This is a genomic window from Bradyrhizobium sp., from assembly GCF_035701725.1.
Taxonomy (GTDB): domain Bacteria; phylum Pseudomonadota; class Alphaproteobacteria; order Rhizobiales; family Xanthobacteraceae; genus Bradyrhizobium.
Window position 1 is genome coordinate 1 of record NZ_DASSRP010000369.1, and the last position, 16145, is coordinate 16145.

Annotated in this window: 15 protein-coding genes; 8 read left to right on the forward strand and 7 right to left on the reverse strand. The window is 63.2% G+C overall.

The window, feature by feature from the left end; all coding sequences use genetic code 11:
• The coding region (mutS, locus tag VFL62_RS22075; RefSeq protein ID WP_325174514.1) for a DNA mismatch repair protein MutS at positions 1 to 1955 on the reverse strand (1955 nt) is incomplete at its 3' end.
• Positions 1956 to 2172: 217 nt separating this feature from the next.
• Here mutS and pcaF point away from each other — a divergent pair.
• The 3 genes from pcaF to pcaG all read left to right on the forward strand — a co-directional run bounded on the left by pcaF (position 2173) and on the right by pcaG (position 4820).
• Positions 2173 to 3381, forward strand: coding sequence for a 3-oxoadipyl-CoA thiolase (gene pcaF, locus VFL62_RS22080; protein ID WP_325174515.1), 1209 nt, complete (start codon positions 2173 to 2175; stop codon positions 3379 to 3381).
• Between the two features lie 147 nt (positions 3382 to 3528).
• The gene (pcaH, locus tag VFL62_RS22085) at positions 3529 to 4230 is read left to right on the forward strand and encodes a protocatechuate 3,4-dioxygenase subunit beta (protein WP_325174516.1); all 702 of its coding nucleotides are present in this window, start codon (positions 3529 to 3531) and stop codon (positions 4228 to 4230) included.
• Positions 4230 to 4820: a protocatechuate 3,4-dioxygenase subunit alpha gene (pcaG, locus tag VFL62_RS22090; protein ID WP_414644811.1), complete on the forward strand. Its 591-nt coding sequence runs from the start codon at positions 4230 to 4232 to the stop codon at positions 4818 to 4820. Before pcaH ends, pcaG begins: the two co-directional genes overlap by 1 nt.
• Before the next feature lie 194 nt (positions 4821 to 5014).
• On the opposite strand, the gene VFL62_RS22095 is transcribed toward pcaG, so the two are convergent.
• From VFL62_RS22095 to VFL62_RS22105, 3 genes are all read right to left on the reverse strand, one after another.
• On the reverse strand, positions 5015 to 6577 hold the full coding sequence (locus VFL62_RS22095; protein ID WP_325174517.1) for an MDR family MFS transporter: 1563 nt from the start codon (positions 6575 to 6577) through the stop codon (positions 5015 to 5017).
• Positions 6578 to 6749: 172 nt separating this feature from the next.
• Positions 6750 to 7919, reverse strand: coding sequence for an HlyD family secretion protein (locus VFL62_RS22100; RefSeq protein WP_325174518.1), 1170 nt, complete (start codon positions 7917 to 7919; stop codon positions 6750 to 6752).
• On the reverse strand, positions 7912 to 8385 hold the full coding sequence (locus VFL62_RS22105; RefSeq protein WP_325174519.1) for a MarR family transcriptional regulator: 474 nt from the start codon (positions 8383 to 8385) through the stop codon (positions 7912 to 7914). Before VFL62_RS22105 ends, VFL62_RS22100 begins: the two co-directional genes overlap by 8 nt.
• Before the next feature lie 156 nt (positions 8386 to 8541).
• On the opposite strand from VFL62_RS22105, the gene VFL62_RS22110 reads away from it, so the two are divergent.
• The 3 genes from VFL62_RS22110 to ispG all read left to right on the forward strand — a co-directional run bounded on the left by VFL62_RS22110 (position 8542) and on the right by ispG (position 11480).
• The gene (locus VFL62_RS22110; protein ID WP_325174520.1) at positions 8542 to 9027 is read left to right on the forward strand and encodes a Fur family transcriptional regulator; all 486 of its coding nucleotides are present in this window, start codon (positions 8542 to 8544) and stop codon (positions 9025 to 9027) included.
• 262 nt (positions 9028 to 9289) lie between these two features.
• On the forward strand, positions 9290 to 10180 hold the full coding sequence (locus VFL62_RS22115) for a DMT family transporter (RefSeq protein WP_325174521.1): 891 nt from the start codon (positions 9290 to 9292) through the stop codon (positions 10178 to 10180).
• A gap of 13 nt (positions 10181 to 10193) precedes the next feature.
• The gene (ispG, locus tag VFL62_RS22120) at positions 10194 to 11480 is read left to right on the forward strand and encodes a flavodoxin-dependent (E)-4-hydroxy-3-methylbut-2-enyl-diphosphate synthase (RefSeq protein WP_325174522.1); all 1287 of its coding nucleotides are present in this window, start codon (positions 10194 to 10196) and stop codon (positions 11478 to 11480) included.
• An 86-nt stretch (positions 11481 to 11566) separates the two neighbouring features.
• Here the strand turns inward: ispG and VFL62_RS22125 are convergent, their stop codons facing one another.
• The 3 genes from VFL62_RS22125 to VFL62_RS22135 all read right to left on the reverse strand — a co-directional run bounded on the left by VFL62_RS22125 (position 11567) and on the right by VFL62_RS22135 (position 13829).
• Complete coding sequence (locus VFL62_RS22125) at positions 11567 to 12073, reverse strand: RidA family protein (RefSeq protein WP_325174523.1); 507 nt, start codon at positions 12071 to 12073, stop codon at positions 11567 to 11569.
• 14 nt (positions 12074 to 12087) lie between these two features.
• Entirely contained in the window at positions 12088 to 13335 is a 1248-nt protein-coding gene (locus VFL62_RS22130) for an MFS transporter (RefSeq protein WP_325174524.1), read from the reverse strand.
• Between the two features lie 170 nt (positions 13336 to 13505).
• Complete coding sequence (locus VFL62_RS22135; RefSeq protein WP_325174525.1) at positions 13506 to 13829, reverse strand: hypothetical protein; 324 nt, start codon at positions 13827 to 13829, stop codon at positions 13506 to 13508.
• Between the two features lie 67 nt (positions 13830 to 13896).
• Here VFL62_RS22135 and VFL62_RS22140 point away from each other — a divergent pair, with 67 nt between their 5' ends.
• Positions 13897 to 15009 (forward strand): tripartite tricarboxylate transporter substrate binding protein, encoded by a 1113-nt coding sequence (locus VFL62_RS22140; RefSeq protein WP_325174526.1) that lies wholly within the window; start codon positions 13897 to 13899, stop codon positions 15007 to 15009.
• 73 nt (positions 15010 to 15082) lie between these two features.
• The gene (locus VFL62_RS22145) at positions 15083 to 15949 is read left to right on the forward strand and encodes a dienelactone hydrolase family protein (RefSeq protein ID WP_325174527.1); all 867 of its coding nucleotides are present in this window, start codon (positions 15083 to 15085) and stop codon (positions 15947 to 15949) included.
• Positions 15950 to 16145 lie beyond the last annotated feature (196 nt).

Genomic DNA, 16145 nt, shown 5'->3' on the forward strand with positions numbered 1-16145 from the left:
TGGCCGCTCTTGTGTCCCGGCGTTGGTGACAGGTCGCAGGAATTGGCGATGAACGGCTGGCCATCACGTTTCAAGGCCTGCTCGACCACCGGATGCCGGCCGCCCTCGATAGCAAAGGACAGCGAGCCGTCGACCTCGGGCCGGACGTAGTTGTCGTCGACAGCGCGTTTCGCCAGAGCGGTCGCCACGTCGAGACTAGCAAAGGCATGCGCCGCCGCGCGCAAATCTTCGCTTGCGGCCACCGCCAGCGCGCACAGCTTGTCGAAGATCTCGAGCTCGAGCCCCAGCGCGCGATCGCCGGCATTGGCGATCTTGGCTTCGATCTCGCCGAGTTCGGCCGTGGTAAAACGCACCTGGCCCGCCAGCGTCTGGCGATGGATGAAAGTGGCGTTGAGCGGCGGCGACATCAGCTTGTCACCATGCTGCGCCGTGACCTCGACGAAATAGCCGAGCACGTTGTTGTGGCGGATCTTCAAGCCCTTGACGCCGGCATCATCGGCGTAGCGCGCCTGCATCGAGGCCACGACCAGCCGCGAGGCGTCGCGCAGGTTGCGGGATTCGTCGAGCGCCGGCTCATAACCTTCGCGAACGAAGCCGCCGTCGCGCTTGAACAGCGGCAGCTGCTCGGCCAAAGCGCGTTCGAATTCGCGCGCCAGCTCGCGCGACGGCCGGCGCAGCGCCGCCATGCTCGCGGCAACCTCCTGCGGCGGCTCGGCCATCCGCGAAAGATGCGCGAGCACCTGGTCGGCGGCCAGGATCGCGTCACGCAGACCAGCAAGGTCGCGTGGGCCGCCTCTTCCGAGCGACAGTCGCGCCAGCGCGCGCGACAGATCAGGCGCCGCGCTCAAGGTCTCGCGCAGGTCCTCACGCAGGCCGCTATCGGCGACAAAGGCGGCGATGGCATCGAGCCGACGCGCGATCGCGGCGCTGTCGGTCAGCGGAGCGGCGAGCCGCTGCGCCAGAAGCCGGGAGCCCGCCGACGTGACCGTGCAATCGATCGCATCGAGCAGCGAACCACGTCGCTCACCGCCGAGCGTGCGCGTCAGTTCGAGATTGGCGCGGGTGGCGGGATCGATCGCCATGGTGGTGCCGGTGGCCTCGCGCGCCGGCGGCGAGAGTGGCGGACGCTTTCCGACCTGGGTGCGGTCGATATAGGTGACAGCGGCGGCCGCCGCGGTCGCCTCGAGCCGCGACATCGCCGACAAGCCATCCATGGTCGCGACCGCGAAGTAGTCGCACAGCCGCCGCTCGGCGGTCGAACTGTCGAACACATCGCGCGTGAGCGGCGTTACTGCCGGCCATTCGCGCAAGACCGGCCCGATGTCAGTGTCGCCATAGAGCGCATCGGTGACGATGATCTCGTTCGGATTGATGCGCGCCAAGGTCGCCGCGAGTTCACCGACGCTACATTCCGTGACGATGAATTCCGAGGTCGAAATATCGATCCAGGCAAGCCCTAAGCGATCGGCGCCTGATGAGCCGCGCATCCGCGCGACCGCGAGCAGATAGTTGTTGGCGCGCGCATCGAGCAGCGTGTCTTCGGTCAGCGTGCCCGGCGTGACCAGCCGCACGACGTCGCGGCGTACCACGCTCTTGCTGCCACGCGCCTTGGCCGCGGCCGGATCTTCCATCTGCTCGCAGACCGCAACGCGAAAACCCTGCGCGATCAGCCGGTGCAGATAATCGTCCGAGCGCTCCACCGGAACGCCGCACATCGGAATATCGTTGCCCTGATGCTTGCCGCGCTTGGTCAGCATGATGCCGAGCGCGCGCGAGGCGATTTCGGCATCCTCAAAGAACAGCTCGTAGAAATCGCCCATCCGGTAGAACAGCAAGAGGCCCGGATTGGCGGCTTTGATCTCCAGGTATTGTTCCATCATTGGCGTGACGCGCGCCGCGGGTTCGGCGGCGGCCTGCGCTTCCACGGATGGAGGGAATGTCGGCTGGATCGTCATGAGCGCCGCAACCTACAGAATTTCGGCCGCCGATCCTATTCGCTTTGCCGCGACTTTTCCCGTTTTCCACGCCCCGGAACGGACAGGCGGATCCGCCCGCATGGCCGCCCTCGCGAGAAAGCAAAGATCACACGAAACCAGTCAATTGACCTCGGTTAGACCCGCTCCTACAACTCGCGCTAACTCAGGGAACACCAAGAACACCAAGGAGAGGCCGATGGGTGAGGTATTTGTATGTGATGCGGTCCGGACCCCGATCGGCCGCTTCGGCGGTTCGCTGGCCAAGGTTCGCGCCGACGATCTGGCGGCGACCCCGATCAAGGCGCTGATGGCCAAGAACCCGAAACTCGACTGGTCGGAAGTCGATGAAGTCTATTTCGGCTGCGCCAACCAGGCGGGCGAAGACAACCGCAATGTGGCGCGGATGGCGCTGCTGTTGGCAGGCCTTCCCGACAAGGTCCCCGGCCAGACCCTCAACCGCCTCTGCGCCTCGGGGCTGGATGCGGTCGGTGCTGGCGCGCGCGCCATTCGCGCCGGCGAGATCGATCTGGCGATTGCCGGTGGCGTGGAATCGATGACGCGGGCGCCGTTCGTGATGGGCAAGGCGGCGGAGGCGTTTTCGCGCTCGGCCGAGATCTTCGACACCACCATCGGATGGCGTTTCATCAATCCGCTGATGAAGGCGCAATACGGCGTCGACGCGATGCCGGAAACCGGCGAAAACGTCGCCGAGGAATTTCAGGTCTCGCGCGCCGATCAGGACGCCTTTGCGATCCGCTCGCAGCAGCGCGCCGGGAAAGCGATTGCGGCGGGCTATTTTGCCGAGGAAATCGTCGCGGTCACCGTCCCCGGCGGCAAGGCCGGTCCCGTGAGCGTCGACAAGGACGAACACCCGCGCCCGGAAACGACGCTGGAAGGTCTCGCCAAGCTCAAGCCGATCGTGCGCAATCCCGGCACCGTGACCGCCGGCAACGCCTCAGGCGTCAATGACGGCGCCGCCGCCATGATCCTCGCCTCTGAAGCGGCCGTGAAGAAGCACGGACTGACGCCGCGGGCGCGCATTCTCGGCCTCGCCTCTGCCGGCGTGCCGCCGCGCATCATGGGCATTGGTCCGGTGCCGGCGACCAGGAAGCTGATGGAGCGGCTCGGACTGAAGATCAGCGATTTCGATTTGATCGAGCTCAATGAAGCCTTCGCCAGCCAGGGGATAGCCTGCCTGCGCCAGCTTGGCGTCAAGGAGGATGCTGATTTCGTCAATCCGCATGGCGGAGCGATCGCACTCGGCCATCCCCTCGGCATGAGCGGCGCGCGGCTGGTCGTCACTGCCGTGCATGGTATGGAGAAGCGCGGCGGAAAGCGCGCGCTCGCCACCATGTGCGTCGGCGTCGGGCAGGGCGTGGCGATGGCGATCGAGAAGTTAAACTGACGGACGTCAGTCCGTCATTCCGGATGGTCCGAAGCGACAAAATTGATATTCAATTTTGCGCGGAGGACCAGACCCGGAATCTCGAGATTCCGGATTCGATGCTTCGCATCGCTCCGGAATGACAGAGAACTACTGGAGAATTTAGTCATGACCCTCACCTATCCCATCTCGAGCCTCGCGGCACACCCGGCGCGGCTGTCGCCGGACTACAAGAGCACGGTGAAGCGTTCCCCGTCCAAGCCGCTGATCATCATGCCGCACACGCTGTCGGAATTGACCGGACCGGTTTACGGCCACGAGACCGTGCGGCCAGGCGACGCCGACCTCACCACCCAGCACAAGGGCGAGCCGATCGGCGAGCGCATCATCGTACATGGCCATGTGCTCGACGAAGACGGCCGCGGCGTTCCCAACGCGCTGGTCGAAATCTGGCAGGCGAACGCCTGCGGACGCTATATCCACGTCCGTGACCAGCATCCGGCGCCGCTCGATCCGAACTTTACCGGCGCGGGGCGCGCGCAGACCGACCGCGAGGGCTATTACAAGTTCGTCACCATGAAGCCCGGCGCTTACCCCTGGGGCAATCATCACAACGCGTGGCGGCCGGCGCATATTCATTTCTCGGTGTTCGGCTATTCATTCGTGTCGCGGCTGGTGACACAGATGTATTTCCCAGGCGACCCGCTGTTTCCGTTCGATCCGATCTTCAATTCGGTCACGGACGAAAAGGCGCGCGCGCGGATGATTTCTTCCTTCGATCTGGAAAATACCCAGCCCGAATGGGCGCTGTGCTACCGCTTCAACATTGTCCTGCGCGGCCAGGGCGCCACGCCGATGGAGACGAAATAGTGGAGAAGAAGCCGGAAGGAATCACGCCCTCACAGACCGTCGGTCCGTTCTTTGCCTACGGGCTGACGCCGACCGGGCGTTATGAGTGGAACGATGCGTTCACGAACAATCTCGTCACTGCGGACGCGGCCGGCGAACGCATCCGCATCGAGGGACAGGTGTTCGACGGCGACGGCAAGCCGGTGCCCGACTGCATGCTGGAAATCTGGCAGGCGGACGCCCAGGGCCGCTTCGTCGACCCCAAGGACAATCGCGCGCTGCCGAACACCAAATTCCGCGGCTTCGGACGCTGCGGCACGGGCGCCAATGGCGAATATGCCTTCGATACGATCAAGCCGGGGCAGGTTGCCGGGCCCGGCGGCAAAGCGCAGGCGCCGCATATTCTGGTTGCGATCTTTGCGCGCGGCATGCTGTTGCAGAACTACACCCGCATCTACCTCGATGGCGAAGCGGCGAACGCCGCCGACCCTGTGCTGGCGCTGGTGCCGGCCGATCGCCGCGCGACGCTGATCGCCAAGAAGAGCGGCAACGCCTACCACTTCGACATCCACCTTCAGGGCGACAACGAGACGGTGTTCTTCGACGTCTGATGTGCGATAGGATCGACTGAATAGCCACTACGGCGGTGCCCTCCCTCTCCCTTTGGGAGAGGGCTGGGGTGAGGGGTACGGTCTCTCGTAAAGAATACCCCCTCACCTGGATCGCACTGGACGATGCTGTCGCATCGCCAGCGGCGATGCGACCTCTCCCCCTGGGAGAGGTGAACCACAGATCACGCGTAACACTACTCCATCACCGCATGCTCGGGCCCGCCGGTCTGTTTTCGCAACGCGGCCTTGGTCGAGCCGATCATCAGCGCGAGCGGGATCGAGCCAAGAATGAAGAACATCACGAGCTGGTAGTCCTGCGAGAAGGCGATGATCTGCGCCTGGAGCTGCACCATGACGTCAGCCATGGCGCGGCCCTTGTCGGTGCCGAGATTGATCATGCTGTGCACGTCAGGCATCTGCAGCGCTTGGTTGAACGGGGTGATGTGCTCCGACAGGATCGCATAGATCCGCCGGCCGCCTTCGGTGAGCTGCGCGATCACGATGGAGATGCCGATCGAGCTGGCGACATTGCGCAACAGCGTCAACATCGAGGTGCCGTCGGTGCGCAGGTGGTTCGCCAGCGTCATGAACGCCACCGTCGACAGCGGCACGAAGACGAGGCCGAAGCCAAAGCCCTGGACGATGCTGACGGTCACGATCTCCGGCGCGCCGGTCTGGTCGGTCCAGGCCGTCATGACATAGAGCGACAATGCGGTCAGGCTCAAGCCGGCAATGATCAGCGTCCGCGCCTCGATATAGCGCATCAGCCGGCCGACCAGCATCATGGCGACGAAGGTGCCGCAGCCGCGGCTTGCCAGCAGCACGCCGGCGGTGATGATCGGATAGCCGATGACGTTTTGCAGGTAGGGCGAGGCCAGCGCCATCGTCGAATACAGCACGAGCCCCATCACCGTCATGAAGATGCAGCCGGTGAGGAAGTTGCGATCCTTGAACAGGGCGAACTGGATGAAGGGGCGATCGGTGGTGAAGGAGTGCGCGAAGAAGTAATAGAAGCCGACGATCGCGACGACGAATTCGGCGATGATCTCGTTGGACTCCAGCCAGCCGAGCTGCTCGCCGCGGTCGAGCGCGACCTGCAGCGCGCCTATCCCGATCGCCAGCGCGCCGAAACCGAACCAGTCGAAGCGCAGGTTGTGATCCTGCTGGGTCTCGTCCATGAAGACCATCAGGCCGAGCACGGTGACGATGCCGAACGGCAGGTTGACGAAGAACACCCAGTGCCAGGAATAGGTCTCGGTCAGCCACGCGCCCAATGACGGCCCCATGATCGGGCCCATCATCACGCCCATGCCCCAGATCGACATCGCTTTCGCGCGTTCGTGCAGCGCGTAGGAATCGAGCATCACCGCTTGCGACAGCGGCACCAGCGCCGCGCCGAATACGCCCTGCAGCAGGCGAAACAGCACCATCTGATCGATGTCTTGCGCCAGCCCGCACATCACGGATGCGACGGTGAATCCGGCCGAGCAGATGATGAAGGTGCGCTTGCGGCCGAAACGATTGGCGATCCAGCCCACCGGCGCGGTCATGATCGCGGCGGCCACGATATAGGACGTCAGCACCCAGTTGATCTGATCCTGCGACGCCGACAGCGTACCCTGCATGTAAGGCAGCGCGACGTTGGCGATCGTGGTGTCGAGCGCCTGCATGATCGTGGCGGTCATGGCGCAGATCGTCACCATGTTCCGCCGCAATCCGGGAACGGCGCTGGGCGCTGGGATCACCGTCGGTGACATGCACTAGAGCTCCGATTCCGAAGTTCGCAAACGATCGCGGCGACCTCTGATGCGAACTTCGGAATCAAAGGAGCTCTCGTAATTTGTTGTTTCCAGTGCGGCCTCTAATTGAAGTTCCTATCTCGAACTTGCCGCGACACTGATAGGAACTTCAAATTCGCCGCACTGGTCCTTAGTTCTGGTCCTGCTTCGCCACGGCCGAGCGCATGCCGAAGAGACCGGCGAGCGTGCGCTTGTGACCGGTGTCGATGGTGGCGTAAGCGCTCATGCCGGCCTTCAGCTTCTTGATCATCGGATCGTTCGGATCGAAGTAGACCCGCACCGGCACGCGCTGCACCACTTTGACAAAATTGCCGGTAGCGTTTTGCGGCGGCAGGATTGCAAATTGCGCGCCGGTGCCGGGCGACAGCGAGCCCACGGTGCCCTTGAACGTATGATCGGGGAAGGCATCGACGTCGATTTCGACGGGTTGGCCGACCGCGACATGGGTGAGGTCTGATTCCTTCAGGTTGGTATCGACCCAGGGCTTGGCGACATCGATGATCGTGAACACCGGCGAACCCGCCACGACGAAGCGCCCAAGCTGGATCTGGTCGACGAGGGTGGCGATGCCGTCCATCGGCGCACGCATCTCGGTGTGGTCGAGATCGCGCTGGGCCTGCGCTAGCGCGGCCTGTGCCTGGTAATAGGGCGGGAATTCCTCCAGCTTGAGGTTGGGATTGCCGAGCAGTTGCGTCAGTGAACTCGATTTCTGCTGCTGCACGAAGGCAAGCTCGGCGCGCACGGTGATGGCCGAGTTCGTGGAATTGTCGAGGTCGAGCTGCGAGCCATAGTTGTTCTTGACGAGCGCCGACTTGCGCTCGACGTCGCGTTGCTTCAGGTCGATCGACTTCTGCATCAGGTCGGCCATCTCGTCGTAGATCTTGATGTTGGCGACGAGGTTGCTGTAGCTGGTCTTGGCCTGCTCGACCGCGGCCTTGGCGCGGTCCACGGCGAGACGGAACGGGACCGGATCGATCTCGAACAAGACGTCGCCCTTGTGGACGAGCTCGCCTTCCTTCACCACGACCTTGTCGATGCGGCCGGAAATGTCCGGCGTGATCAGAACTTTCTGCGCGCCGACATAGGTGTCGTCGGTGCCGACATAACGGCCGCCATTGAGATAGAACGCGACACCGCCGATCACGGCGACGATCGGTAGCACCACGAGCAGCAGGACACGGCGATAACGTCGCAGCGCGGCCAGCAGACGACGGCGCGGCCGGCCGGCGAGCTTCTCGCGCGGCGCCTGGCCCGGATTGCCCTTCTGCTCGGGCGGAAATTTCAATACCGGATCAGCCATAGCGCTGTTCCTTCCTTGCATCTTCTTGATCCTGAATGGCGTTGCGGAGGTTTTCCTTGATCGCCTCCAATTGGGTGAGCATCCGGCTCGCATCAGCCGGGCTGATGCCCTCAAGCGCGGTCGCGGTGATTTCGGAACGCAGGCCGTTCAATTTCGCCAGCAGCGGCCGCGCCGCCTTGCGCAAATAGAGCCGGTTGACGCGGCGGTCGGTCTCGTCGCCGCGGCGCTCGATCCAGCCCTGGTCGCAGAGACGGTCGACCAGTCGCGTCAGCGTGATCGGCTGCATCTCCATCTGTTCGGCGAGTTCGGACTGCTTCATGCCTTCGAAACGCTCGACCTTGGCGAGCACCGCCCACTGCGCCCGGGTGATGCCGTAGCGCGCCGCCTTCCTGTCGGCATGAGCGCGGACCAGCCGCGCCAATTCGCCGAGGGTGAACAGAAAGTTCATGTCGACGGAACCGCGCATGGTTTGCCCCTCTCGTAAGCTTTGGATATAATAAGCTTGCTTATTAATTCTTCAAGGACCGCCCTGTGCACAGGCGCGTGATGAAGGGAACCGCCTGCGGCCATTTTCCGCGAAGCGGGATTTTGGTTCGCGTTCCCAGATGATAGAGTTGCAGGCATGAGCCTCGCCAAACCGACCTTTCCGGCACCGGGTCATGATCACGGCCGCTGCACTGCGGACGCGATACGGCATGCCGAGCGGGTCTGTGCGAAACGCGCCCAGAAATTCACCCCGATCCGCCGCCAGGTCTTGGAAGCGCTATTGTCCAGCCACCGTCCGCTCGGCGCCTATGAAGTGATCGAGGAGCTCGCCAGGTCCAAGCCGCGCCCGGCCCCGATTACGGTCTATCGCGCGCTCGATTTCCTGATGGAAAACGGCCTCGTGCACCGGATCGAAAGCCGCAACGCCTTTCTCGCCTGCGCCCATGATCACGATGCGGCCGCGATGGTGGCATTCCTGATATGCGAGCGCTGCGGGCTGGTCGGTGAAGTGCCGGCAGCGCCGCTCGCACAAAGCCTCAACGTCTCGGCGCGAACCACCGGCTTTACGCCGAAGATGTCAGTCGTCGAGATCACCGGCATTTGCGCCCATTGCCAGAACTAAGAAGAGCGACAAGCCCTCCACAGGTCTTTCCCGATGACTTCACAAACATTGCCGACTGGCGGTCCAATTCCAACATTCGCCTGCCTTTGCAGCGGACACCTTTGCGAATGTTGGAATTAAAGGACCTCCAGCAAACAAAGATTCGAGTGGAGCTTCGGATTTGACATTCGCTTATCGGACTCGCGGCTAGATGCTAGCGAATGTCAAATCTACTCCATTGGCTCCGGCGGAGCGCACGCTTCCTCCGCGGGCGATCGCACTCATGCTGATGCTGTGCCTGAGCTGGGGTTTCAACCAGGTCGCGGTCAAGCTGGCACTGCCGGACATTCCGCCGCTACTGCAAGGCACGATCCGGTCGAGCTGCGCCCTTCCGGTGCTGCTGCTGATCGTTTACTTCCGCGGCGTGAAGCTCTTCGTGCGCGACGGCACGCTTTATCCCGGTCTGCTGCTCGGCGTGACCTTCGGCATCGAGTTCGCGCTGATCTATCACGGCCTGGGGCTGACTTCGGCCTCACGCGCGGCGGTCTTCATGTATACCGCGCCGTTCTTCGTCGCCTTCGGTTCCCACCGCCTGCTGGGCGAACGCTTGCGCAGCACCCAATGGGCCGGCCTCGGCTTGAGTTTTGTCGGCGTGGCGCTTGCCATCGGCGTGCCGCAGGCCAATGTCGATGCCAATGTATTGTGGGGCGACATGATGCTGGTCAGCGGCGGCGCGCTCTGGGCTGCCACGACCCTGATCGTGAAGGCAACCGCGCTGCGTCACGCGCCCGCCGAAAAGGCGCTGATCTATCAGGTGACGATTTCGATCCCGATTTTGGCGCTGGCGGCCTGGCTTTCGGGTGAAACCCTGACCCGCCTCCCAGGTCCGCTCGCGCTATCGCTCGTCGTCTATCAGGCGGTCTGGGTGGTCGGATTGACGTTTTTGCTGTGGTGGGTGCTGATCAAGGCCTATTCGGCCAGCAAATTGTCGGCATTTACCTTCATCACCCCTTTGTTTGGCGTCATGGCTAGCTATCTGATCCTGCATGATACACTAACGCCCGTCTTCGGGGTTGCAGCCCTGCTTGTAATTGCTGGCCTTTTTCTGGTTAACCGTCCAAGCCCGGCGGTTCCGATCCCCGCTGATCCGTTGCTGAATGACATCGAAACCTGATATTTGAACGCCCATGAACAAGCCCGAAAAACTGCCTCAAGACGACATCGCCGGCCCGAAGGCCAGACACAAGACGACCCAGGTCATGGTCGGCCACGTCGCCGTCGGCGGCGGCGCCCCGATCGTCGTGCAATCGATGACCAATACCGACACCGCCGATGTCGAGGGCACCATCGCCCAGGTCGCAGCGCTCTCGCGCGCCGGGTCCGAGATGGTGCGCATCACGGTCGACCGCGAGGAAGCCGCCGCCGCGGTGCCGCACATCCGCGACGGCTTGCGCAAGCGCGGCATCAACACGCCCTTGATCGGCGACTTCCATTACATCGGCCACAAGCTGCTGGCCGAATATCCGGCCTGCGCCGAAGCGCTCGACAAGTACCGCATCAACCCGGGCAATGTCGGCTTCAAGAACAAGCGCGACACGCAGTTCGCCGACATCATCGAGATCGCCAACAAGAACAACAAGCCGGTGCGCATCGGCGCCAACTGGGGCTCGCTCGATCAGGAACTGCTCACCAAGCTGATGGACGAGAACACCGCTTCCGCCAATCCGCGCGATGCGCGCGCCGTGACGCGCGAGGCGATGGTGCAGTCGGCGCTGCTTTCGGCGGCCCGCGCGCAAGAACTCGGCATGCCCAAGAACAAGATGATCCTATCGGCGAAGGTTTCCGCGGTGCAGGATCTGATCGCGGTCTATCAGGAACTGGCGCGCCGTTCGGACTACGCCATCCACCTCGGCCTTACCGAAGCCGGCATGGGCTCCAAGGGCATCGTCGCTTCTTCGGCCGCGCTCGGCATCCTCTTGCAGGACGGCATCGGCGATACCATCCGCATTTCGCTGACGCCTGAACCCGGCGGCGACCGCACGCTGGAAGTGCAGGTGGCGCAGGAACTGTTGCAGACCATGGGCTTCCGCACCTTCGTGCCGCTGGTCGCAGCCTGCCCCGGCTGCGGACGCACCACCTCGACCACATTCCAGGAACTGGCGCGCTCGATCCAGGATTTCATCCGCGACGAAATGCCGACATGGAAGACGCAATATCCCGGCGTCGAAGAACTCAACGTCGCGGTGATGGGCTGCATCGTCAACGGCCCCGGCGAATCCAAGCACGCCAATATCGGCATCTCGTTGCCGGGGACCGGCGAGGCGCCCGCAGCACCGGTGTTCGTCGATGGCAAGAAATTCCGCACCCTGCGCGGACCGACGATTGCCGCCGAGTTCAAGGCGCTCGTGATCGACTATATCGATCAGCGCTACGGCAAGGGCGCCAAGCTACCGGAAACCACGGCCGCGGAGTAATTCTCCGCCGCCATTCCCTTGCATCTTTCTTCTGAAGTGCGCGCCACTAGCCTTGCGCGCGCAAGTTCATTTGGGCTGCGCCGCCCTTATTTCTGCTGCGCCGCTTTGGCCTTGCCCTCGGCCGAGCAGGGATTGTCGTTCGAGCAGCTATCGCCGATCACGCCGACCGCCTGGATTTCGATCTCGATTCCCGGCCGGGCGAAATTGGTCACAGTGATCAGCGCGCTGCCGGGATAGTTGCCGCCTCTGAAGAAGTCCTTGCGCATCTCCACGAACTTGTCGCCGTAGCGGGGCTCCTTGATGAACACCGTCATGGACACGACATTGTCGAGACTGCCGCCGGCGCGCTTCAACACGCCGTCGATCTGCGCCATCACCTGTTTGACCTGCGCTTCGAAATTGTTGGCGATGTTGCGGCCTTCGCCGTCCTCGGTCGCGGTCTGGCCAGCCACCCAGACCGTCATTCCGCCGGACGTGACGACGCCGGGCGAAAACGCGCGCGATAGCTGAAATGGCGTCTTCTGCATGTACTCGGCCGCCTGTACCGAGCCCGTCAGCAACATCACGAGTAACGCGGTGAAAGTGCACTTCATCGGAAGCTCCCTGGTCAGAACGTCAGCTTCGGCGCCGGCTTGGTGTAGATGATGAATGTCAGTGCGCCGGTGGCGAGCGCCGCCGCCACGAACATCATCACGTCAGGCAGGCCATAGGCCGCCGCCACCACGCCGGTGGCGGACTGTAACAGCGCGGTGCCCAGGAACAGCGACAGGTTGGTCGCGGCCAGCGCGCGACCCGCCATCGCAGGTCCCATCAGCCGCGTCGTCATGCCGAACAGCAGCGTGTGGGTCGAGACCACAAAGCCCATTACGACAAACAACACGGCATCGAACTCTGCCGGCATGACGGCGACGTGAAACAGCCGGGAGAGCAAACCGTCCGGGCCGCCGAGCGAAGCCAGCGCCAGGCACAGCGCACCCAATAGATGCCCGGTCGCGAGGATCAGCCTGGGGTGGCCGAACCTTCGATCGAGAATGCCGGTGCAGATCGGCGCGAGGATCATCGATAGCGTGAACAGGCCGAGCTGATTGCCGGCCTGGATGCGGCTGAGGCCCTTGACGTCCATCAGCCAGGGTCCGCCCCACACGCCCCTGATCACCAGCGTCGAGGCGAGCGAGACCAGAGCGAGCGCAATGATGCCGCGCATCGGGCGCGACAACCCCAGGCGAAACACCTCGGCCATTTGCGCCAGCGCGGGCGACTGGTCCTTGTGTTCGGCAGGTTGCCGCGGCACCAACGCGAACACCGCGACCGCGATCACGACCCCGACCGCCGCCGAAATCAAAAAGCCGCCACGCCAGCCGTAACGTTCGACGATGAAAGCAAGCGGGCTCGCCGACAGCAGCATGCCGGTATTGCCGACGGAGAGAATGGCGCCCGACCACAGGCCAAATCGCTCCGGCGGAAGCTGCTTGGCGGCGAGCGTCATCGGGCACATCAGCATGCCTGACGTCGCAACGCCGATCAGAAATTGCGCGAACACAAAGCTCGCGGTGCCGGTGGCAAGACCACTCGCCAGCGCACCCAGAATGGTTCCGAAAAACAGGCAGAGCGAGACCGGGCGCACGCCGAACCGGTCCATGGCCGTGCCGACCGGAATCTGAAACGCCGCAAACGAGAAGTGATAGATCGCAATCAGGCTCGCGAGCTTTTGCGGCGATGTCGCAAAATCAGCCGCCATCAGGTCCAGGCTGATCGCGGGCATCGTCCGCAGCAGGGTCGAAAGCATGTGCCCGCAGGCGAGCGCCAGCAGGGCAAATAAAAGCGTGCGGGTGTTTGATGGATTGGTTGAAGCCACGCTGCTTGTTTTTCGTTACTTTTGCGCTCGCGGCGAAGCTCGCCGTAACAGAACCTGTTCGGCTTTTTCTAGATTGAAAACCTGATGCGATGCAAACGAAATAGAATGTGCGCTGCAGCGCGCAAGCCCTGCCTGAACGCGTGGGAATCAGCGTCGTTCGCGCCGGGTGCTCAGCAGCCTCGGCAGACCGATGTCATCATCTTCTCCACCCTCGCCTCTTCGCGGTCGACAGCGGGGCTGGTGCCGAGCAGCGGTCCCTTCTGGCGGCGGCCGATGCCGCTCGTCGAAAGCGCGGTGCCGAGTGAGTTGGTGCCCGGTGAACTCGGCCTTTCGCCGAAGGCGCCGCCGGTGACGGGAATCCCAGTCAAAGCAGAAGACGCAGGATGCAATCCCATGCTCATGCCGCCATGCGAGGACATGCCGCCGCCGGCGACAGCAGCCGGTCCGGCAAAGGCAGCGCAAGCGAGCACGCAGAGAATAACGAGGTTTTTCATTTCGAGCTCCCTCGAAACGAAAGCAACGCGGGCATCGGCGGACGCGTTCGGACATTAAGTGAATTTTATGACGCGTCGGCGGCGACACACTTCGCAAGCGACGTTGCAGGCGCTGGTTCCCGGTGCCACACTGCCAATCAAGCGCAAAGTCGAAGAGCGCGCCGGGCACGAGGAAATGATGCGGCCAGTTGCGACCCTGTTCGCTGCCTTATTCTCTGTATTGGCTGGCTCGACGCTGGCTGGCTTGACGGTGCTGCATACCGCTTCTGCGCAAACCACCTATCCAAACCGGCCGGTGAAAATCCTGGTCGGCTTTACGCCCGGCACCGCGCCCGACCTTGCGGCCCGCATTCTTGCCGACCGGTTTGCCGAGGTCTGGGGTTCGCCCTTTGTCGTGGAGAACGTTCCCGGCGCCGGGAGCAACATCGCGACCGGCCAGGTCGCCAAGGCGACCGCCGACGGCTACACGCTCTTGATGGGCGGCAACTCGTCCCTGGTGATCAATCCAAGCCTGTACCAGACGCTGCCGTTCGACCCGTTGAAGGACTTCGCACCGATCTCCCAAGTCTTCATCGCGGCCAATGTGCTCGCCGTTCCCACGGACGTGCCGGTCAACTCGGTCGCGGATCTCGCCGCGCTCGCCAAAGCCAATCCCGGCAAGCTGTCCTACGGCCATGCCGGCGTCGGCACTTCGCAGCATCTGGCCGGCGAACTCTTCAAGCATATGGCCCATCTCGATATCGCATCCGTGCCCTATCGCGGAACGACGGCGCTGATGCCGGACCTGCTGGCCGGCCGCATCACCATGTCGTTCGCCAATATCGTCAATGTCGTTCCGCTGGCGCGGCAGGGAAAGCTGCGCGCGCTCGCCATCACCTCGACCAAGCGTTCGGCGCTTGCGCCGGATTTGCCGACCATGGCGGAATCCGGATATCCGACTTTTGAGGCGGTGCCCTGGTTCGGCCTGGTCGCACCGGCCGGCACGCCGCAGAACATCATCGATCGCCTGCACGCCGAGACGGTCAAGACGCTGGCGCTGCCGCAGGTGCGCAAGAAATTTGACGAACTTGGCATCGAGCCGGTCGGCAACACGCCGGCCGAGTTCGCCGCCATCATCCAAAAAGAGATTCCAGAATGGGCCAAGGTGATCCGGGATGCCGGCATCAAGCTCGGCAATTGATATTCGACAACTCGACGATTGAAACACGAAAGCCGACGCGACCACCATCGTCAGTCCATTTGACGAGCTCCCGATGATTTCCCGCCTCGTTGCCGTTTTCCTGTTTTCGATGCTGATGGCGATGCCCGCGCGGGCCGAGCCCGAAACCGTCTATTTCAAAACCGGTGACGGCCAGACCGAGATCGTCGGCTATCTGTTCAGGCCGAAGGCGTCGGGCCCGCACCCGGCGATCGTGCTGCTGCACGGCCGTGGCGGTCCCTACTCGTCCAACGTCAACCGCGACTGCACACTGGTTGCGCGCGGCGCCAGTTCATCATGTAACGCGGCGACGCTGTCGAAACGGCATATGATGTGGGGCGAATTCTGGGCGGCCCGTGGCGTAATGGCGCTATTGCCCGACAGCTTCGGCCCGCGCGGCAAGGCGCACGGATTCGGCCGTTACACCCACGGCGATCCGGACCGCGACGCCGTCAACGAGCTGACCGTGAGGCCGCTCGATGCGGAAGGCGCGCTCGGCTATTTGCAAGCTCGCGCCGATGTCGCGAAAGACCGCATTTTCCTGCAAGGCTGGTCCAACGGCGGGTCGACCGCGCTCAACGTGATGATCCGTCAGAAAGCGAACGACGGCTTCCGCGCCGCGCTGGTCTTCTATCCGGGCTGCGGGCGCGAGGCGCTACTCGAAAATGCGGTGACGAGCGCCGCGCCGCTGTGGCTGTTTTTGGCCGTCGACGACGAGGAGGTCTCGCCTTCGATCTGTCAGCACGTTGCGGAACGCTCGACTGGCGCCGGCACCAACATCAAAGTGATGCTTTATCCGGGCGCGACGCACGACTTCGACGATCCCGGCGAGAAGCGGCAATCGGTGCCCGGAAACCAAACGGCCAGGGCAGATGCGATGGCGCGCGCGGCGGCCGCGATCGAAGGTTCCAAGTCCCCGTAAGAATCGAACATTGAGGGATCACGAACAATGGAGCGCCGCGTGAGGGCGACATGAAAGCGACTCACGCCCGTTTGACTCCGTCTCCCCTAACGTGTTTCGCCTCCGGTGCGGATGCGATGTTAGGAGATGTCTGGAAACATCCTTAGGGAGGGTTCACCACGTGAAGATGGAAAGCCCTTATCATGATCAAGACTCT